This window comes from Empedobacter stercoris (assembly GCF_025244765.1).
GTDB classification, from domain to species: Bacteria; Bacteroidota; Bacteroidia; order Flavobacteriales; family Weeksellaceae; genus Empedobacter; species Empedobacter stercoris.
This window is the reverse complement of the sequence record NZ_CP104209.1, coordinates 612,012-631,826: the sequence shown is the minus strand read 5'-3', so window position 1 is coordinate 631,826 and position 19,815 is coordinate 612,012. Positions and strand designations below refer to the sequence as shown.

The window sequence follows — 19,815 nt, the reverse complement described above, 5'->3', positions numbered from 1 at the left end:
GCTAAATCCGTTTTTTATATAAGCCAAAACCCAAAATATGTTAAAGCAGGAATTAAATTTAAAATTACAACAAAAACTATCGCCTCAACAAATTCAATTAATGAAGTTGGTTCAACTTCCTACGGTTGCTTTTGAACAACGCGTAAAGGAAGAGTTGGAAGAAAACCCTGCTTTGGATGATCAATCTTCTGAATACGATGATGATTATGGAGGAGAGCAGGAAGAATGGGATAATCAGAATGATGAATATGGCGATGAACAGGTTATCGATACAAGTGATATCAATATTGATGATTATTTGAGCGATGATGATGTCCCAAATTATAAAACATATACAAACAATTATAGTGACGACGATGAAGATAAATCTGTTCCTTATGCTCAAGGAGAGAGTTTTATCGAGTTTTTAACCTCACAACTGTACACTTATCGATTGACTTCAGAACAATTTCAAATCGGTGAATTTATCTTAGGAAATATTGACGACGACGGTTATATGCGTCGTGATATTAAATCTTTGGTAGATGATTTGGCATTTTCACTTAATATTTATACTTCGCCAGAAGAGGTCGAAAATTTGTTGATTAATTATATTCAAAGAATGGATCCAGTTGGAGTAGGTGCGCGTGATTTGCAAGAATGTTTATTGATTCAATTAGAAAATAAAAATCAAACAGAAGCAGTAGAATTAGCCGAAAAATTAATTTCAGAATCGTTTGATGCATTTACAAAAAAACATTATTCGAAATTGATGGCAAAATATGATGTAGATGATGATGAATTGCGTGATGCAATTTCGGAGATTGAACGTTTGAATCCGAAACCAGGAAAATCATTTTCGAGTAGTAGTAAAATTGTAGAGCAAATAACGCCAGATTTTACAATTCATATTAACGATGGTGATTTAGAATTGTCTTTAAATGGACGTAATGTACCTGAATTGAAAATTTCGAGTGCGTTTGCAGAAATGTTAGATACATACAAAAAAACCGAAAATAAATCGACACAACAGAAAGAGGCTGTGATGTTTGTTAAACAAAAGTTAGACTCTGCAAAATGGTTTATTGATGCGGTTCAGCAACGTCGTAATACGCTTTTGTATACGATGGAAGCGATAATGAAATTTCAAAAAGAATATTTCCTAACGGGTGACGAAACGAAAATCAAGCCAATGATTTTAAAAGATATTTCGGATCGAATTGGAATGGATATCTCGACAGTTTCTCGTGTGGCAAATTCTAAATATGTAACAACACCTTACGGAACATTTTTGATAAAAGATTTGTTCTCAGAATCGTTAACTAATGATGACGGAGAAGAAGTATCTACTCGCGAAATAAAACGTATTTTACAAGATGTAATTGCGGATGAAGACAAGCGTAAGCCTTTAACAGATGAAAAGTTAACAGAAATTCTAAAAGAAAAAGGTTATCCAATTGCTCGTCGTACAATTGCAAAATACCGCGAACAATTAAACATACCAGTTGCGAGATTAAGAAAAGAAATTTAAGAAATTCAATTTATATCAAAAAAAAGAGCTTTTTATAAAGCTCTTTTTTTGTTTTTATCCCAAGTTGTCATCCATTCAAAATAATCATCTTTGTATTGATTATCATTTAATTGAGTGATAATTTTTCGTTGAATATCTTTATTCAAATCATCGTCTATCACAGAAAAATTTAAGAAAATATCTTTTCCAGTTAATTTAGAAAAGAACTGTTCTTCTTTTAATTCGTGTAAAACTTCAATACATTTTTCATTTAATTGATTTTGGAACTGGTAAAACCAATCTTCATCATCGTCATGTTCATCAGCAATTTCTTTACAGATTTGATTGATTTCATTAAAAGATTCTTTTGCTCCCAGATAATCAAATTTCCATTCAGAAGGCTCGAATTTGTAGAAATGAAAATCGTCCTCATCCGCAACCTGTTCCAAATATTCAGTAGAATTTGCAGAAGGGTGAATGGCTATTTTCGACTCATTATTGCACAAAGCAAAGGCATATAGGTCTTGTGAAGGATTTTCGTTATAAATTTCTAAAAAGGCTTGTTTGGTAGATTGAGCTAATTTATTTTTGAATTCATTGAAATCCATTCATTTATATTTTTTATTTGGCTGTTATTATTCTTCTTGAAATGTAGTGAAATTCTCTATATATTAAAAATTTGTTGATTTATTTTTTTAAGACAAATTTTTATTTCTTTTCCATCTTATAGAACAATAAAATAACAAAACTGATCGCAAATGAAACACCCATTGCAAGCGCAGAAGCTTTCATTCCGCCCGAATATTCTATCAATAAACCATAAATAACTAAACCTAAAAATAAAGCAAATTTTTCGAATACATCATAAAAACTAAAATAGGTTGTTGTATCTTCTGTTTCAGGTAATAATTTTGCATATGTTGAACGTGATAAAGCTTGTAAACCGCCCATTACCAAACCAACCATTGCAGCCATAATATAGAATTGTGTTTTGACATTTGGATCGTTTTTATTGATTAAATAACCTATAATACAGGTTATGATCCAGATGAATATACCGATAAGTAATGTCTTTTTATTGCCGATTTTTCCTGATAAATAAGAGAAAAACCATGCGCCTAATACAGCTTCGATTTGAATTAATAATATAGTCATAATTAATTCCGTAGATTGCATTCCAATTTCTGAGCTTCCAAACATGGCGGCCATTAAGAAGATGGTTTGCATCGCTAAGCTATAAAAGAAAAAGCCAGCTAAAAATACACGAATGTTTTTGTATTGATTGAGGTCGTGAAAAGTAAGTTTCAAATTTCTAAAACTTGACTTGATGATGTCTTTTGGAATTTCTCGTTCAAATTTGTGATTGGGTAATTTACTTAATGCAATTTGTCCGAAACCTAACCACCAAACACCTGTTAATAAGAAACTTATTCGTGTAAACATACCTTGATTTTCTTCTGGCGCAAATTGTATCATTGCCAAACAAATTGTCAATAAAATAACTGATCCAATGTAACCAAACATATAACCTTGTGCCGAAACTTTATCCATTTTCTCTTCCGAAACAATTTCTGGTAAATAGGCATTGTAAAACACCAAACTTCCCCAAAAACCAATACTTGCGGTGATGTTGAGCAATAAAGCCAACCAAACCAAATCGCTCGATGTAAAGAAAAACATTCCAATACATGAAAAAGAACCTAAGTAGCAAAAAAAACGAAGAAATTTGATTTTATTCCCAATTAAATCAGCAATTGATGACAAAACTGGTGATAAAACGATGACAAAAAAGAAAGCAATCGCCAACGAAAAATTGAACGCTGATTCTGGTAATAGACCTAAGAACTTGATCGGATTGTTGTCCGTATCATAGGTCATTGCAGTATAATAAACGGGGAAAATAGCAGAAGCAATAACCAAAGAATGAACAGAATTTGCCCAATCGTAAGAAATCCAAGCTTTTATCAGTTTGGGATTATCTTTTGTATTCATAAATTTTTGATAGAATTGTTGTTAACTTAAAAATAATTAATTAATATTTTTTAAATAAAATTTTAAGTCTGAAAATTTTATCTATGATGAATTGGATTATTTTTTTCTTCTTACAGGTTCTTTATCGAGTACTTTTTGTGTATTCTCGTTTTCATTTATTAAAGGTGTATTCTCATCTTTTTGCTTTGGGCTTCGTAATTTTTCCAATAATCTTTTCGCTTGTTTTGCTTCATCTGTTCCATCATAAGCAGTAACAACAACTTCCAAAGCTTGCTCAAACTCTTCTTGAGATGCGGTTTGTTTCAATGCATAAGCGTTTAAAAGTACAAATTTGGCAATAATAATTTCAGTCGGAAATTTTACAATTGCATCTTGAACTTTTTGCTTTACTTCTTCATACTTTTCTTCTTTGTACAAATCATACGCTACTTTATATGCTTCTACAGCTTCTTTTGTTTCTGGAGTGATGTATTCAACTTCTGGATTCAAAATATAGCCAGCGTAAATTGTATTTGGATAATTTGTTAAGATTTCTTCTTTGTATTGATTCTCTAATTTTTGATCGCGATTCTTGTAAATACGATACAATTGATACGTAGCTTTTAACTTAACATCATCTGATTTTGGAGGAGTTGCAATCAATTTTTTTAACTCTTTTCCTGCTAATTCGCTGTTATTGAATGTATCAAAATAACCAATTCCTAAAGCTAATTGTGTTGTATCACGTTCAACTTTTAAATCATTTAATTGTTTAGTAGTAGAAGGAATTTGCTCCAAATAATACTCAATTTCAAAACGTCTTGGATTTCCAGCAGAAACCTGTCCCGTTAATTCGGCCTGTTTATCTTCTATTACGGTACTAATAGCATTAGAATTACGCCAATTATCTTTCAACGAAATTCCACCCCAAATACGTTGAAACTCCTGTTGACCAGATGATTTTAAACCTTGATTATAAAAATAAAATTTTCCTTTATCGGCATTATTAAAACTTGAAGTAAAACTTGATGTTTTGGTTTCTAATTGAAAAGTTTCCATTTCTTTTCGTTCTTCTTCCGCTTGTTTTTCTTCTTTTTTCTTTAATTTATCAATATAATCTGTAAAAAATTTGGTTTGTTCTTCTTTCGGAAGTTTTGCAATTTTTAGAATAGAATCGTTTTTCTGAACCAAATAATGTTTTTCCATTAATTTTTTCAACACATCATTTCGTTGCTGAATTCTTGCTTGATCTTCCTTTAAATTATAAGTTGTTTGAGCCGAATCGTAGTAAGCCGAAGCATACACATAGTCGTTTTGCTTGAATTTTATGTCACCATAATTTTCGTAAGCGCGCCCACGAATATAAGGATCAGACATGGGATCTTTCAAACTCAGTTTGGCGTATTCTACCGCATCATCCATTTTATCTGCACGAAAAGCCATTTCCGAAATACCATAATACAATTCGTTTTTCTTTGATGTATATATTCCTTTTTTGGCAATATCAAGCAAATTCTGTTTGTAATTTCCGTAGTTATTAATTGCAGGATCAAAATTAGCAGCAATCGCTAATTGCGATTTAATTTCTAAGTCAAAACCAGGAGCCATTTTATACACTTTTGTAAACGCTTCTCCTGCTTCTTGTTGTTTTCCAAGTTTAGAAAAAACTTGTCCCATTGTATAAAATAAACGCACTCGTTCTTCTTTATTCGATGAGTAGTATTCTGCTTTTTGTAATGGATCTAATGCTTCTTCGTACTTTTTTTGATCAATTAAAAACTGAGCATACGTTCGCGCAATCATAGTTTTTAGCTCTTTACTTTTATACGGATCATTTTCGTATAAATTTTGTAAAGTTTCAGCTCCATCAAAATAATTTCCACCTTTTATTTCGGCAACTGTTTTATACACATTTGCCTCTTGTGCATATTTAGAACTTTTAAAATTCTTTACAACATAGTTTAAGGCATCTAAAGCTTCAAAATATTTTTGTTGATAGAACAGAGATTTTCCAATTAATAGATACGCACGAGCCATCAAAGGATTTTTTTCTTGTCCTTTAATTAACATCGAGTGTTTTTCAATTGCTTTAGCAGCTTTAGCTTCAACAGCAGCAAATCCTATAGGTTTCTCTACTTTATCCTGATTATTACGATTTCCACCTCCAATTCCAAAATTAGGTGTATTAAATTCAGTTAAATTTGTCGAATCCGAAACAGAGAAATATTCTATTCCAACAGGTAAAATCTTAGCGTAATTCTCAATATAATTTGTCTGTAGTTCAGTATTTTTTTTATCTAATTCGTCTTCAGCATTAAATACCCCATTAAACCACGACGTCATCTTATGATATTGTCGGTTTTTGAAACTATTTTTTTGTGTTGAACAGCCGATTAAAAAACTAGCGGCGAAAATACTCAGTATAATCTTTTTCATGATAGCGAATAAAAACAAATCTACAATAAAACGTTCGATTAGAAAAAATCTTGTATCCTTCGGAAATTTAAGATAATTTTATATGGAATAACGATAATTTAGACACTTGTTAAATTAGAAAGATTATAAAATGATTGCTAACAATTTAGCTTTAATGTAATTACTTATTTCGTTAGAAAAATCATTACAAAAGTTGTTAAATTATTAAGAATATTCACTTAAATTCGACCAATAATAATGTTTTAAAGGAACAACATGAAAGCTTTTTTAGCGAAAATTTTTGCAAAATACATTGTCAATAAAGAACAAAAATGGATTAAACATCCTTTTGAAACTCAAGACAGAATTCTAAAAGAGTTAATTGTGGCTGCAAAAAATACAACGTTTGGAAAAGATCATCATTTTGATCAAATCAATACGTACGAAGATTTTAAAAACCATGTTCCAGTCAACGATTACGAAGGTTTAAAACATTATTTTGATGAGGTGATTGCGGGAAAAGTTGATGTGCTATGGCCTGGTAAACCACTTTATCTTGCAAAAACTTCTGGTACAACTTCTGGTGCAAAGTATATCCCACTTACAAAAGAATCTGTTCCAACACATATAAATTCTGCCAGAAATGCATTGTTGCATTATATTCACGAAACAAATAACTCGAGTTTTGTCAATGGAAAAATGATTTTCTTACAAGGAAGTCCTATTTTAGAAGATAAAAATGGGTTGAAAGTTGGACGACTTTCTGGAATTAGTGCGCACTTTGTTCCAAATTATTTACAAAAAAATCGTTTACCATCTTATGAAACCAATGTCATTGAAGATTGGGAAACAAAAGTAGATAAAGTAGTTGACGAAACAGTGAAAGCGAATATGACACTAATCTCAGGAATTCCACCTTGGTTGATTATGTATTTTGAAAGATTAATTAAAGTTTCTGGGAAAGAAAATGTTCAATCAATTTTCAAGGATTTACAACTAATGGTAACAGGAGGAGTGAATTATGAACCTTATCGTGAAAAAGTGAATCAGTTAATTGGACGAAAAATTGACTGTATTCAAACATATCCAGCATCAGAAGGGTTTATAGCTTATCAAGATACACAAAAAAGTGACGATTTATTACTGTTATTAAATAATGGGATATTTTATGAATTTATTCCAGTCGAAGAATTTTTTGATGAAAAACCAACTCGTATTTCAATAAAAGATGTAGAAATCGGAAAAGATTATGTGCTTATTCTCAATACTAATGCAGGTTTGTGGGGGTATAATATAGGTGATACGGTTCGTTTTACGTCTACTAAACCATACAAAATTGTTGTTTCTGGACGTATTAAACATTATACTTCGGCTTTTGGTGAGCATGTGATTGGTCATGAAGTTGAGCAAGCTTTACAAAAAACAATAGAAAAGTGTCCAGCGAGTGTAAATGAATTTACAGTTGCTCCACAGGTGAATCCTATAGACGGTTTACCTTATCACGAATGGTTAATAGAATTTGACCATAAACCTCAAAATATGTCCGAATTTAATCGTGAATTAGATATTCAAATGCGTTTGCAAAATCCGTATTATGACGATTTGATTACTGGAAATATACTTCGTTCTTTAATTATTTCGGTAGTTGAAAAAGATGGTTTTCAACATTACATGAAATCAATAGGGAAACTGGGAGGACAAAATAAAGTGCCTCGTTTATCGAATAATAGAGATATTGCAGATGAATTTCATCAACTTAATTTAATACAAAAAAATTGAACACACACACAACAACAGATAAAATGATTTACAAAACTGTAAAAAGTTCATTGGTAACTTTTTCGCAATTAATGCTTCCATCGCATTCCAATTTTAGTGGAAAAATTCATGGTGGATTCATTCTTTCTCTTCTCGATCAAATTGCATTTGCATGTGCTTCCAAATATTCAGGTAAGTATTGTGTAACGGCATCCGTGGATAGAGTAGATTTTTTAACACCCGTAGAAGTGGGTGAATTATTGACGCTAAAAGCTTCAGTAAATTATGTTGGACGTACTTCTATTGTCGTTGGTATTCGCGTAGAAAGTCAAAACATTCAATCAGGTGAAATTAAACATTGTAACTCTTCTTATTTTACAATGATTTGTAAAGAAGAAAATGGAGAAAAAGCAGAAGCACCGAAATTAATTTTGAAAAACTTGAACGAAGTTCGTCGTTTCTACAAAGCTTTACATCGAAAAGAAGAACACACGAATGCAAAAGAGCAAGTGAAAGACACAATCGATTATAAATCGCAAGAATTAATTGATAATCTTTTGCATAATCATTGGGTAAAAATAGAACTTGAAGACACTGTTTCTAAAAGTGTCAAAGTACATAAATAAAACCTGGGTTAGATTCATTATGATTCTAACCCATTTTTTATAAAAGATTATGATCCTTTTGCTCTTTTTTCTTAATACGATAGGTGAATTGAGATACTTTTATTCCCCAAAGATTTATGGTTTGAAAAGTAACCAACGTATATTATGCTTAATAAGTTGCGCTCTTTCAATTTTCGTATTGCTCAATAATTTTTAACAACAAGTACACTAATAAATTAACATTGCTTTTGAAGAATTCAAATAAAACATTTACTTTTAGTCCATTAACCTTTTTGATAAAATTATGAATAAAGAACTTTTTAAAACTGTTTTGACAACGCAAATTCCAATTGCGTGGATTGCTGGAGTTCGTTTAGAATCGTGGGAAGAAAATAAAGTTTCAACTAAAGTGAAATATGGTTTTCTCAATCAAAATCCTTTCAAAAGTATGTTTTGGGCAGTGCAAGGTATGGCAGCAGAATTTTCTTCTGGTTTGATGGCGAATGCTAAAATTGCAAAATCAGGTGAAGACATTTCGATGTTGGTTTTGGGAATGCAATCAAAGTATTTGAAAAAAGCGATTGGTAAAATTGTGTTTACATGTGAAGATGGAGAAAAAATAGATTCGGCTATAAAAGAAGCGATCGAAACAAAGAAAGGGATTTCTCTAAACGTAACAAGTAAAGGCGTAGACGAGGAAGGAGATGTAGTTTCTGAATTTCAATTTACGTGGACGTTTAAGTTGAGAGAGAAAAAATAATAGAAAAGCTGAAATTTTATTCAGCTTTTTTTGTGATTTCTTCTTTCAAAATAGTAACAACTTCATCTATTTCTTCAAAATTTAGATGAGCAAATCCTATTCTTATTGCTGTTTGTTTTTTTGTTTGATATAAAATTGTTTGCGGAATAAATAACCCTTTTTTAGCACAATTTCGTTTTAATTCCATCAAATTAATTGATTGATTAAAATTAATCCAAATCGCTAATCCACCAGTAGGAACTTTAAAATGAAGATATTGTCCTAATTCAACTTTCAATTTTTTGCAAAAATAATCGCGACGCTCTTGATATGTTTTTCGTAGTTTTTTTAGTATTCGATTGATTTCACCTTCATTAATCATTTCACCTAAAGTTTGTTCTATAAAAGGGTCAACTTGTTGGTCTAAAATAGATAAATGCTTTCGCGCCTCTTCTATAAAATCTTTTGGAGCAACAATAAATCCAATTCGATAGCCTGGCGCAAGATAATTTCCAAATTTACCCGTGTAAATTACCATTCCATTCTGATCCGAACTTGCTAACGGAAGAATAGGGTGACTGTTGTAATGAAAATCAAAATCATAATTGTCTTCTACAATTGCAAAACCAAATTCTTGTGAAAGTTGAATCAATTCAATTCGTCTTTTCGAACTTAATGTTACTGTTGTAGGGTAATGATGATGAGGTGTTACATACACAAAACGAATAGTTTGTTGTTCGCACAATGTTCGTAAATCTCTTGTGTCTAAACCAAATTCATCTGTTTTAACTTGAACTATTTTTGAATGTTGTGTCTGAAAAATCATATTACTTTTGTAGTAACTAAGATTTGAAACAGCAACATAATCATTTTGTTTTAAGAGAATTTGAGCAATCAATAAAAGTGAAATCTCTGCACTTCTTGTGACGACTATATTTTCTTTCGAAATATGTAAACCTCTTGTTAAATTGAGATAATTAGCTAAATTTTTTAGAAAATAGTCGTTTTTTGATTGATTTATCTTCGAAATAGAAGTTTTTCGTTTTAAAATTGCCGAATATAATTTTGCTGGAATTTTTAATTCTGCCAATCGATGATCGATGGTTCCGTCAGTTAAAAACAATCGTTCGTTAAAGCTTTCGTAAGGATTATCCAATAAAATAGATTGTTCAAAATTAAAACCAGTTTTCTTTGGGTAGGAATTGATTGAAAATTGTGTAGGAATCGTAGTTTTCTGAAATTTTTGAGCAAATTGACTCAAGACATAACTTCCTTTATTAGGAACAATCTCTATCCAACCTTGCGCTTCAAGTTCCTGAAAACTATTGACTATTGTGTTGCGATGTAAATTAAGAATCAAACTCAATTGTCTTGTTCCAAGGAGTTTTGTTCCACTTGGTAAATAACCTAATTGTATTGCTTTTGCCAATTGATTTGCCAATTGTAAATAAATCGGAGTTTCTGAAAATCGATTGATTTCAATAAAACTATTGTAGGGTATTTCAGCCGGACTATTCATTAACTAAAAACTGGTATATCTTGATAGTTCGGAAAGATACTACATTCGCAGCAGTTAAACTAAAAGAACAAAGATTAAGAAGAATGAAAAAGTTTACGCTCGTATTAGCTGTATTAGGCAATAGTGTTTTTGCCCAAATTACAAATGATACAATCGCAATTGGAGAAGTATCTATTTTAGATAATCGTCTAAACACACCACTTTCTAAAGAAAATAGAAATATATATGTTTTAAATAAAACAGAGATTAATAAGTTACCAGCAAAAACAATTCAAGAAGTTTTGCAATATGCATCTGGAATTGATTTACGACAACGTGGTCCGTTTGGTACGCAAGCTGATATTTCGATGGATGGGGGAAGTTTTGAACAAACACTTATTTTGTTGAATGGTGTAAAAATCATGGATCATCAAACTGCGCATAATGCGTTAAATCTTCCTATTCCTATTGAAGCGATTGATCGAATAGAGGTAGTAAGAGGTCCAGCAGCAAGAGTTTATGGAAACAATAGTTTGACTGGTGTTATCAATATTGTAACGAGACAACCAAAGAAAACAGGTCTTTATGCGAATACTTATTTCGGAACGAATTTTAAAAAAGATAGCGAAGATACTGGCGATACATTTACAAGTCGCGGTGTTCAACTTGGAGCTAATTTAGCTAAAGAAACGCATCAACATCAATTGTATGTAAGCCATGATTGGGGGAATGGTTACCGTTACAATACAGCGTATGAGAATAATAAATTGTATTACCAAGGTAACTTCCAATTTGATGAAGAAAATAGTTTGGTTGCATCGTATGGTTATGTGAAAAATGGCTTTGGAGCGAATGGTTTTTACGCATCACCAGGTGATAAAAATTCGAAAGAATTAGTTGAAACCACTTTGGTTAATCTTCAGTCAAAACATAAACTTTCTGATCGAATAACTTTAGCCCCAAAAGTGAGTTATCGTTACAACTTTGATGATTATCGTTATTTTAAGAATGACTTGAATACAGCTCGTTCTAAACACTATTCAAATTCAATTTCTGGAGAAGTAAATTCAACCTATCAATTGAATAAAGGACAAATTGGCGTAGGAGTAGAGTACAGAAATGAACAAATTTCTTCGACAAGTATCAAAAATCATACTCGTGATAATGTTGGTTTTTATGCTGAATACAAAACAGATCTTACACCAAAACTAAATGTAAATGTTGGTACTTATGTTAATTACAATTCACAATATGGATGGCAAGCTTTCCCTGGTATTGATGCAAGCTATGCCATGAATTCTAACTTAAAATTTGTAGTAAATGCAGGTTCAAGTCAGCGAATTCCTTCGTTTACAGATTTATATTTGGATCAACGTCCTGGAAATATTGGAAATCCAAATGTAGAATCAGAAAAGGCATTTCAAACAGAAATTGGTTTCAAATACAATAAGAGAAATTGGAGTTTTAATTCCTATTATTTCTATCGTTCGATTACAGATTTTATCGATTGGGTACGTTTAACAACGAATGAGCCATGGCAAGCACAAAACTTTGGCGATTTGAAAACACATGGTTTTAATACGAAGGTGTCATATTTAGCGAACCTATCAACAAATCAAAGTCTGAAATTCTCATTAAGTTATTCTTATCTTGATCCTACGTTCGAAAATGTAGATGAACAATACAATTCTAAATATAAAATAGAAAGTTTAAAACATCAGTTAATCAATACGATAGATTACTCTATTGGAGGTACTACTATAAGTATCGCGAATCGTTATAATACACGTCAATCCTATAAATCATATTGGATTACTGATGCAAGAATAAGTCATTCGTTCAAGAATAATTTAGGAATTTATTTTGATGCTCAAAATATTTTCAATACCACGTATAACGAAGCAGGAGCTATTCCGTTGCCATCGACTTGGATGAGTTTAGGAGTTAAGTTTACAGGAATTTAAATGATGACAACCATTTAATTCTCTTTTAATAGTTTATATTTTAAAATGCGGTGAGACAACTTTTTCAGAAAAGTTGTCTCTTTTCTTTCACGGATTTTCTGCCTAACTTTACCAAAATTTTTTCAAATGATTATTATAGATTCTCCTTCTCATGATGCATATTTCAATATAGCTTTAGAAGAATACTTGTTGTACAATTATCCTACAGAAGATATTTTTTTATTATATATCAATGCACCATCTATTATTGTGGGGAAATTTCAGAATACGTTAGCCGAAATCAACTTGGATTATGTGACAGAAAATAGCATAAAAGTGGTGCGTCGTATGTCGGGTGGTGGGGCTGTTTATCATGATTTAGGAAATCTTAACTTTTCGTTCCATACCTTGTTGGGTCAAAATGATTTTATGGATTTTTCGACGTTTACAGCACCTGTTGTTAAGTTACTAAATGAATTAAATGTTCCAGCAAAATTAGAAGGTCGAAACGATTTATTGGTTGATGGTAAAAAGTTTAGCGGAAATGCAAAGTTGGCTCGAAATGGAAAAATGATACAACACGGAACAATTCTTTTTAATTCGGATATGTCTGTTTTAGGCGATGCGTTAAAAATCAACCCTTTAAAATATGTTGACAAAGCAATTAAATCTAATCGAGCACGAGTGATTAATTTGATTGAATATTTTCCGAATGAAATGACCACTGACGAATTGAAAGCCTTGTTGATTGATGAAATGTTAACAACAAACGAAGGTTCATCAATTTCCAATTTAACACCAAAAGATTTGAATGGTGTTGCAAAATTAATCGAAGAAAAATACCAAACCTGGGATTGGAATTTTGGATTTTCACCAAAATATAATTTCAAAAATGCAAAGAAAATTCCTGCTGGATTTATCGAAGTTCATTTGGATGTAGAACGAGGCGGAACAATAGAACAAGCCAAAATTTTCGGAGATTTCTTTGCTTCGGAACCGATAGAAGATTTGGAGAATAAATTAATTGGTGTAAAACATAATGAAACTGAAATTACGAAAATTTTAAATTCTGTTGATATCACGGCTTATTTTGGAAAAGTAACATTGGAGGAGATTTTAGAATTGTTTAGATAAATAAGGTTCAATTATCCTTTATAATTTCTTTTGTTTTAGCCGTTTAATTTATATATTTTGATACATTTTTAAGCTTTCATAATTTTTAGTTGTAATGGTTTATGATTATCTTTAAATGATATCAATTATAAAAATATGTTTGATGAATTATTAAAAGAGATTAGAGCTTGTAAAGTGTGCGAACCTTTTTTAGCTCTTGGTGCAAATCCAGTAGTTCAGGCAGCTCCTAACTCTAAAATTGTAATTATTGGGCAAGCTCCAGGATTGAAAGTGCATCAAACAGGTGTGCCTTGGAATGACCCAAGTGGAGATCAGTTGCGTAAATGGTTAAATGTAACAAAAGATCAATTCTATAACCCTGAATTGTTTGCATTAGTTCCGATAGGATTTTGTTATCCAGGAAAAGGGAAATCAGGAGATCTTCCACCAAGAAAAGAATGTGCGCCCTTGTGGCATGCGCGTTTATTGGATGAAATGAAAGAAGTTCAGTTGATTTTATTGATCGGTCAATATGCTCAAAAGTATTATTTGAAAGGGAATATGCACAAAAATATTACAGAAAATGTATTGAATTTTAAGGAATATTTACCACGTTATTTTCCATTGCCTCATCCATCACCACGCAATTTTATTTGGATGAACAAAAACCTATGGTTTGTAGAAAATGTATTACCTGAATTAAAAAATAAAGTAAAAAATAGTTTGTAAATAAGTACTTTTAGGTATGTTGATAATTTATTTAAAGCTATGATTAATCAAGATTTATTAATCCAATTTGGTGGAGAAATTAGAGATTTAAGAAAAAGTGAAATTATTTTTGAGATAGGTCATTTTCCTTCCTATTATTATCAAGTGTTGGAGGGAAAGGTGAAAATGAATAATTTTTCTGACGAAGGGAAAGAGTTTATTCAGAATATTTTCACTAAAAATCAAAGTTTTGGTGAGCCACCTTTATTTGTAGATGAGCCTTATCCTGCAAATGCAATTGCGGTCACAAAAGGGAAAATAATTCAGATTGCTAAAGATTCTTTTTACGAATTATTGCAATCTCATCCAGAAGTTTCTTTGGCTGTGAACAAGAGTCTTGCTCGTCGTTTGTATTATAAATCGGTGATGGCACCAGAGATTTCTTCTCAAAGTCCCGAAAGACGATTAATCAAACTATTGGATTATTTACGAAGTCACAACCAAAATACAGATACAGAATATTTGATTGATTTATCTCGTCAACAATTAGGGGATTTAACCGGATTACGTGTTGAAACTGTTATAAGAACAATCAAACATTTAGAGAAAAAAGGACAGCTCAAAATAAGAGATGGTAAAGTGATTTTGATTGCTAAAGACTAAAATTTTGTATGATATAAAAAGCTGCCCAAGCAACAAATACAATAATAAACACCCAAACCCAAATAGGAATAGTCCTTGGATTTTCGCTCCCTTTAATTATAAAACTTTGATTTTTTCCTGTATCATAGGCGTTGATCATTAGAGGAAGTATTCCATTCACTCTCTCTTGATCAGAAAGTCCTTCTACATGAAGAATTGGTCCATTCGAAACAGTAAACCTGATAAGTTTTAGCCCTTCTTTTTTCTCGAATTTACTAACTATTCTAAGCAGATGTTCACCATCTGTTAATTTTGTTGTATCAAGTTTAAAAGTTACAGGAGGAACCAATTCAGCAATTGGTTTTTCTTCTTCGTCGATGTATAGGTAAACGATTATTTTTTTTTCTTCTGTCATGATTTCTTTTTTCTTAAAATTTTAAAACAATATTTTTGATGTGTTTTTTATCTTTTTCTCCTGGTTTTATAAGAAATTTGAATGAATAGAACAATGTATATAATGTTATAATCGTTATTAGGATAACGATGAACCAATCCCAATTAGATTCGGGACCAGTTCCGTGTGTGAAATCTTGTGTGATTTTTGGTTGTTGAAGTTTACAAGCATCACAAGCCTTTGCGTATCCATATCCAAGTAATAATAATAGTCCTATTTTATATTTAATTTGTCTCATTTTATTTGATTTTATCCATTATTTCTTTCACTTCTTCTACTGTTACTTTTTTACCACTGTTACCCCAACTTGCTTTTTCGTAATTTATAATCGCTGTAACATCTTCTGGAGTAAAGCTTGCATTGTCACCTACAGCAGGCATAGAAGCATATTCTGGTCTTGGGTCATATCCTTTCATAATAATGGTGATATACAATTCTAAATTATCCCCCATAACAATAGGACTTCCTTTAAGAGGAGGAAACGCGCCAGGTAATCCCTCGCCATTTGCTTGATGACAACTTGCACAATTGGTACCGAATAACGCTTCCCCATCTGGTAGATTAGCATCGGTAGAATTACCATTCGATTTTTTCTCTTTTTTATATAAAAATTTTACAGGTTCTACATCTTCTGCAAGTTTTACTTGTTGAAGACTTAAGAGATAAGCGACCAAATCTTTCGCATCTTTTGTAGGAACAATTTTTCCTTTGACACCAATTCTAAATTCATCAGGAACATTGACTTCAATTTCTCCTTCGTCAAGAAAATCTTTCGTTGTAAAAAGCCATTTATAAGAAGGCATTACAGATTCGGGAACAACAGCACGAGGATTGTATAAATGCGAATATTGCCATTCCAAACTCGGTTGTTTTTTTCCAATATTAGTTAAATCAGGACCAGTTCGTTCAGTTCCCATTAAAGTAGCCGTATTCTGAAAAAAGTTGATACGTTTATTTCGAGCGTAATCCGCAGCAATACTTGGTCGATCTCCAAAAACTTGATCCATGTCGACATTTCTAATTTGCTGTGTATGGCAAGCAACACAACCTTCTCTGATATAAACTTGTTTTCCATGTGTTTCTTCTGCTGTAGGAGGTTGACTCTGTGGCAATGGTCGATTTATTTTTTCGTTTTTGAAGGCAGGAAGAATACAAATAATTAAGGTAAGAAAAACAAAAAATGCCAATGCCGATGGAAATAGTTTTTTATGATTATTAAAGAAGTCCATTATATTGTAGTTTTATTTGCGTGAATAATATCTAAAAGTTCAGTTGGTGATTCTGGAATTTTTATTTCTTTTTTAGGTTTAATCATTCTATAAAAATTATATGCAAACACAAAATGAGAAATCCACATCATAGTACCACCAATCGCTCGCCATAACCAATAAGGCATCATTGAAATCACTCCATCAAGAAATGGTTTTTTATCCATCCATAATAATCCTTTTTCTGTTGAACCAATCATTAATGAAATAGTATAGACAAGCAAACCTATTAAAGCAAGCCAAAAATGAATACCCACCGTAATACTTGGAGGTTCGTGAGAAGTAATCCTTGGAACAAGTGTGTAGGTAAACGACCATAACATAAATGTGATAATTCCATACATGGTTAAGTGAGAATGCGCAACCGTAAAATCAGTGAAATGCCAAACAAGATTAGTTATTCGAAAGGCTTCAACCGTACCTTGCATTGATCCTGTAAAATAGAAAATGATGGATACCACATAAAAAGGTAATACATAGCTCAGTTTTAAACGATGCCAAGATCCTCTAATAGTCATCATAAAATTAATACTTCCTGCTGCTACGGGAATTATCATACCTACACTTGCAACAATAGCAATAGTTTGCATCCACCATGGAATGGCACTAAATATAAAATGATGAGTCCCAATCAACGTATAAAATAAAATTTGGGTCCAAAAAGCAAGTATACTTAAGCTGTATGAATAGACAGGACTGTTTAATTCTTGTGGAAGGAAATAATACATCAATCCAAGGTTAAAAAACATAAACCACATTCCTACACCTTGATGCATATAATACCCTTGCGTAATTGTCTCACCCAGACCGTCTTGCCAGAATGGGAGGTAGGCTACAAGTAGTATGACAACAACAAACATCATTGCAGAAACAATATACCAATTGGATACGTAAATTTCTTCTGTTTTTCTAGACGAAATGGTTTGAAAATGATTGAAAATACTCAAAAGAATTCCGATAGCAAATAGAAGCATTACTGGCCAAACATATTCTCTATATTCTCCACCGCTATTATTAATACCTGCCATTAAACAAATACTTCCTATTAAGACAGAAGAATTAAGTAATATTAATGAGAGATAAGCAAGGTTTATGCTATATATTTTCGTATTTCCAACACGAGGAATTACATAATATGAAAAACCAACCATCGCAATAGAAGCCCAACCCCAAAACACGATATTGGTGTGTACAGGTCTTAATCTCCCAAAGCTTAGCCAACTTACATGATCAGCATCGGGCGCAACAAATTTTATACCTAAATATTCGCCAATTGTTGTGCCTAAAATAAGCCAAACTATACTACAACCTAAGAACCAAAGGATAATCTTTTTTTCGTTTGTAGGAATTAAGATGCTTTTGCCTTCTTGTCGTTTGCTTTGTAAAAATCGAATATCATGTATTTCATTCATTTGATCCACCAGTCCTCTTGGATCTTCAACGGATGTATTTAACGAAAGTTCATTTCCTAAGAGTTGAAATTCTAATTCTTTTTTCCGTTTTTCAAGTGCAGAAACATCTTCAGGATTCAAGTTTTTTAACTCTCCATAGATTCGTTTAAGCTCTTTTTTTCGCAATACATTCTTAATTAAAGCATTTATTTTTACTAACACAAGAATTAATGCAAAAAATAATGGAATAAAGAGAAGTAATATTGTTAGCTGAAGTCCAGGCTCATTGAGTAAATTATTCATTGTAGATTTTTTTATTGTGATGTAATAAGTTGTACCAATTTAAACCTTATGTGAAAGCAATACCTATGCGTAGAATCATAAGTTTAATTATAATCGTTCTTAGAATAGGTTCTAATTTTTATTGTGTAAAATAAAAAACCAGCTTTTCTATTTCTAGAAAAGCTAGCCAGTTTAAATAGGTTAGGTGGTTCTATAACTAAAAACCCTTTTATTGAAAAAAACTATGAAGAAAAATTTAATCCTTAAATAATGAAACCCTTGTTATAGACTCAATTGTAGCAGTAACAGCTTTATTGGCATCTAGATAAAATTCATACCCTCTTCCAGGATCTAAACTTTGATCATCAGCAATTGTATAAAAATAAAAAGTTAGTATACTTCCTGAAGCAGAACCGGCTGGGATTAATTGAATAGAATTAATAATAAATCCTGAGCTAGGGTTTTTCATAATGGCGTTTACTGCTCCAGCAGAATTAGCTCCAGCAGTTAAATTAATTATTAATCGCCATAAATGTACTTGCCCTTTTATTGGGTTTTCTCTAAATTTATTTGACGCTGCTAGATATATATCAGCATCTGTAGGATTTGTGATTGTTTCAGGCCAACTAGTTGTAGGAGAGGGAGCAAATGTTAAAGGAGTTGTATACACAATTTTTTTTGTACCTGTATTAGAAAAACCATTATTTTCGCCAAAAGCAAGACTAGGTTTAGTTCCATTTAGCCCACCATCTATTCTTACTACACCATCATTTCCTGCTGCTGAGCTTGTTGTTACAAACAATTGTCTCCAAAGTGTCCCATCCCAAAATTCAAAACGATTTTGAGTGGTATTAAAAATTAAAGTCCCTGCCATTAAATTAGTATTTACAACTCCAGCTGGTGGGACAGTATTGAATCGTTATCAGATAACGATGTATTTCTTTCGGTTTCTGTAAGTCTGGGAATAAGAATTCCTTTGTCTGTAGAAGAAATGTCGAGTATTGTTGCTGAGTTTGGTGTGCTTGTACCAATTCCAACTTGCGCTTTTGATTGAGACCATCCCAATATAATCAAAAAAAGTATAAATTTTATCATTTATATAAATTTAAGTTGTGTTTATAGTTTTGATTATTTTATTAGCATTTTTAAAATAAATAACTGCTATTAATAAAGTATAATTTGTTTATTTCGTTTTCTGTTACGAATTTATCAATTATTGAATTACGTTGAATAAAATGGAGGGGGACAAAAGGTGGACAAAATAGATTATAATTAATTTTTTATCATTTAAAAATTAATTAATAGATATTTAATGTGTTGATTATAATAGTGTTGAGTTTAAATAATAGAGAATGTATAAATTACGTTTTATGGATATTGAATTCTTTCATTTATAATGTTATTATGAACGATTTAGTTGATGATTGAACTAAATAATAATTAGTTTATCAAAAATATAATTCTAATCTATTTTATTTGTTATAAAACAATATACAAGTATTGTAGAACTTCTGATTTTGGTATAATAAAAATAAAAGA

At 31.4% G+C, this 19,815-nt stretch carries 17 protein-coding genes; 8 read left to right on the top strand and 9 right to left on the bottom strand.

The window, feature by feature from the left end:
• Window positions 1–37: 37 nt before the first annotated feature.
• Entirely contained in the window at window positions 38–1,510 is a 1,473-nt protein-coding gene (gene rpoN / locus NZD85_RS02915) for an RNA polymerase factor sigma-54 (protein WP_260543324.1), read from the top strand.
• A gap of 32 nt (window positions 1,511–1,542) precedes the next feature.
• On the opposite strand, the gene NZD85_RS02910 is transcribed toward rpoN, so the two are convergent.
• From NZD85_RS02910 to porW, 3 genes are all read right to left on the bottom strand, one after another.
• The gene (locus NZD85_RS02910; RefSeq protein ID WP_260543322.1) at window positions 1,543–2,097 is read right to left on the bottom strand and encodes a DUF4303 domain-containing protein; all 555 of its coding nucleotides are present in this window, start codon (window positions 2,095–2,097) and stop codon (window positions 1,543–1,545) included.
• A gap of 100 nt (window positions 2,098–2,197) precedes the next feature.
• A complete protein-coding gene (locus tag NZD85_RS02905; protein ID WP_171621765.1) occupies window positions 2,198–3,481 on the bottom strand; it encodes an MFS transporter in 1,284 nt (427 codons plus the stop codon).
• Window positions 3,482–3,577: 96 nt separating this feature from the next.
• Entirely contained in the window at window positions 3,578–5,803 is a 2,226-nt protein-coding gene (gene porW, locus NZD85_RS02900; protein ID WP_260543317.1) for a type IX secretion system periplasmic lipoprotein PorW/SprE, read from the bottom strand.
• 348 nt (window positions 5,804–6,151) lie between these two features.
• Here porW and NZD85_RS02895 point away from each other — a divergent pair, with 348 nt between their 5' ends.
• The 3 genes from NZD85_RS02895 to NZD85_RS02885 all read left to right on the top strand — a co-directional run bounded on the left by NZD85_RS02895 (window position 6,152) and on the right by NZD85_RS02885 (window position 8,998).
• Entirely contained in the window at window positions 6,152–7,654 is a 1,503-nt protein-coding gene (locus tag NZD85_RS02895) for a GH3 auxin-responsive promoter family protein (protein ID WP_260543315.1), read from the top strand.
• A 23-nt stretch (window positions 7,655–7,677) separates the two neighbouring features.
• A complete protein-coding gene (locus NZD85_RS02890; protein WP_171621787.1) occupies window positions 7,678–8,259 on the top strand; it encodes an acyl-CoA thioesterase in 582 nt (193 codons plus the stop codon).
• 283 nt (window positions 8,260–8,542) lie between these two features.
• On the top strand, window positions 8,543–8,998 hold the full coding sequence (locus NZD85_RS02885) for a DUF4442 domain-containing protein (RefSeq protein WP_260543313.1): 456 nt from the start codon (window positions 8,543–8,545) through the stop codon (window positions 8,996–8,998).
• A gap of 16 nt (window positions 8,999–9,014) precedes the next feature.
• Here NZD85_RS02885 and NZD85_RS02880 read toward each other — a convergent pair whose 3' ends face one another.
• Entirely contained in the window at window positions 9,015–10,496 is a 1,482-nt protein-coding gene (locus NZD85_RS02880; RefSeq protein WP_260543311.1) for an aminotransferase-like domain-containing protein, read from the bottom strand.
• An 83-nt stretch (window positions 10,497–10,579) separates the two neighbouring features.
• Between NZD85_RS02880 and NZD85_RS02875 the strand changes: the two genes are divergently transcribed.
• The 4 genes from NZD85_RS02875 (at window position 10,580) to NZD85_RS02860 (ending at window position 14,902) form a co-directional block, all read left to right on the top strand.
• The gene (locus NZD85_RS02875; protein ID WP_260543309.1) at window positions 10,580–12,439 is read left to right on the top strand and encodes a TonB-dependent receptor plug domain-containing protein; all 1,860 of its coding nucleotides are present in this window, start codon (window positions 10,580–10,582) and stop codon (window positions 12,437–12,439) included.
• 126 nt (window positions 12,440–12,565) lie between these two features.
• Entirely contained in the window at window positions 12,566–13,552 is a 987-nt protein-coding gene (locus NZD85_RS02870) for a lipoate--protein ligase (RefSeq protein ID WP_260543307.1), read from the top strand.
• A gap of 135 nt (window positions 13,553–13,687) precedes the next feature.
• Window positions 13,688–14,260 (top strand): uracil-DNA glycosylase family protein, encoded by a 573-nt coding sequence (locus NZD85_RS02865; protein ID WP_260543305.1) that lies wholly within the window; start codon window positions 13,688–13,690, stop codon window positions 14,258–14,260.
• Between the two features lie 39 nt (window positions 14,261–14,299).
• Complete coding sequence (locus NZD85_RS02860; RefSeq protein WP_171622807.1) at window positions 14,300–14,902, top strand: Crp/Fnr family transcriptional regulator; 603 nt, start codon at window positions 14,300–14,302, stop codon at window positions 14,900–14,902.
• On the opposite strand, the gene NZD85_RS02855 is transcribed toward NZD85_RS02860, so the two are convergent.
• From NZD85_RS02855 to NZD85_RS02835, 5 genes are all read right to left on the bottom strand, one after another.
• Window positions 14,892–15,296 carry a cytochrome C gene (locus NZD85_RS02855; protein WP_260543303.1) on the bottom strand — a complete coding sequence of 135 codons (405 nt, stop codon included), beginning with the start codon at window positions 15,294–15,296 and terminating at the stop codon, window positions 14,892–14,894. The two genes, NZD85_RS02860 and NZD85_RS02855, sit on opposite strands and share 11 nt — an antisense overlap.
• Before the next feature lie 13 nt (window positions 15,297–15,309).
• Window positions 15,310–15,573, bottom strand: coding sequence for a hypothetical protein (locus tag NZD85_RS02850; protein WP_260543301.1), 264 nt, complete (start codon window positions 15,571–15,573; stop codon window positions 15,310–15,312).
• Window position 15,574: 1 nt separating this feature from the next.
• Window positions 15,575–16,564, bottom strand: a complete 990-nt coding sequence (locus tag NZD85_RS02845; protein WP_260543299.1) for a cytochrome c — start codon at window positions 16,562–16,564, stop codon at window positions 15,575–15,577.
• Window positions 16,564–18,297 (bottom strand): cbb3-type cytochrome c oxidase subunit I, encoded by a 1,734-nt coding sequence (locus tag NZD85_RS02840; protein WP_171622811.1) that lies wholly within the window; start codon window positions 18,295–18,297, stop codon window positions 16,564–16,566. The genes NZD85_RS02845 and NZD85_RS02840 overlap by 1 nt, the downstream gene beginning before the upstream one ends.
• A 235-nt stretch (window positions 18,298–18,532) precedes the next feature.
• Window positions 18,533–19,150 (bottom strand): hypothetical protein, encoded by a 618-nt coding sequence (locus NZD85_RS02835; RefSeq protein WP_260543295.1) that lies wholly within the window; start codon window positions 19,148–19,150, stop codon window positions 18,533–18,535.
• Window positions 19,151–19,815: the final 665 nt, after the last annotated feature.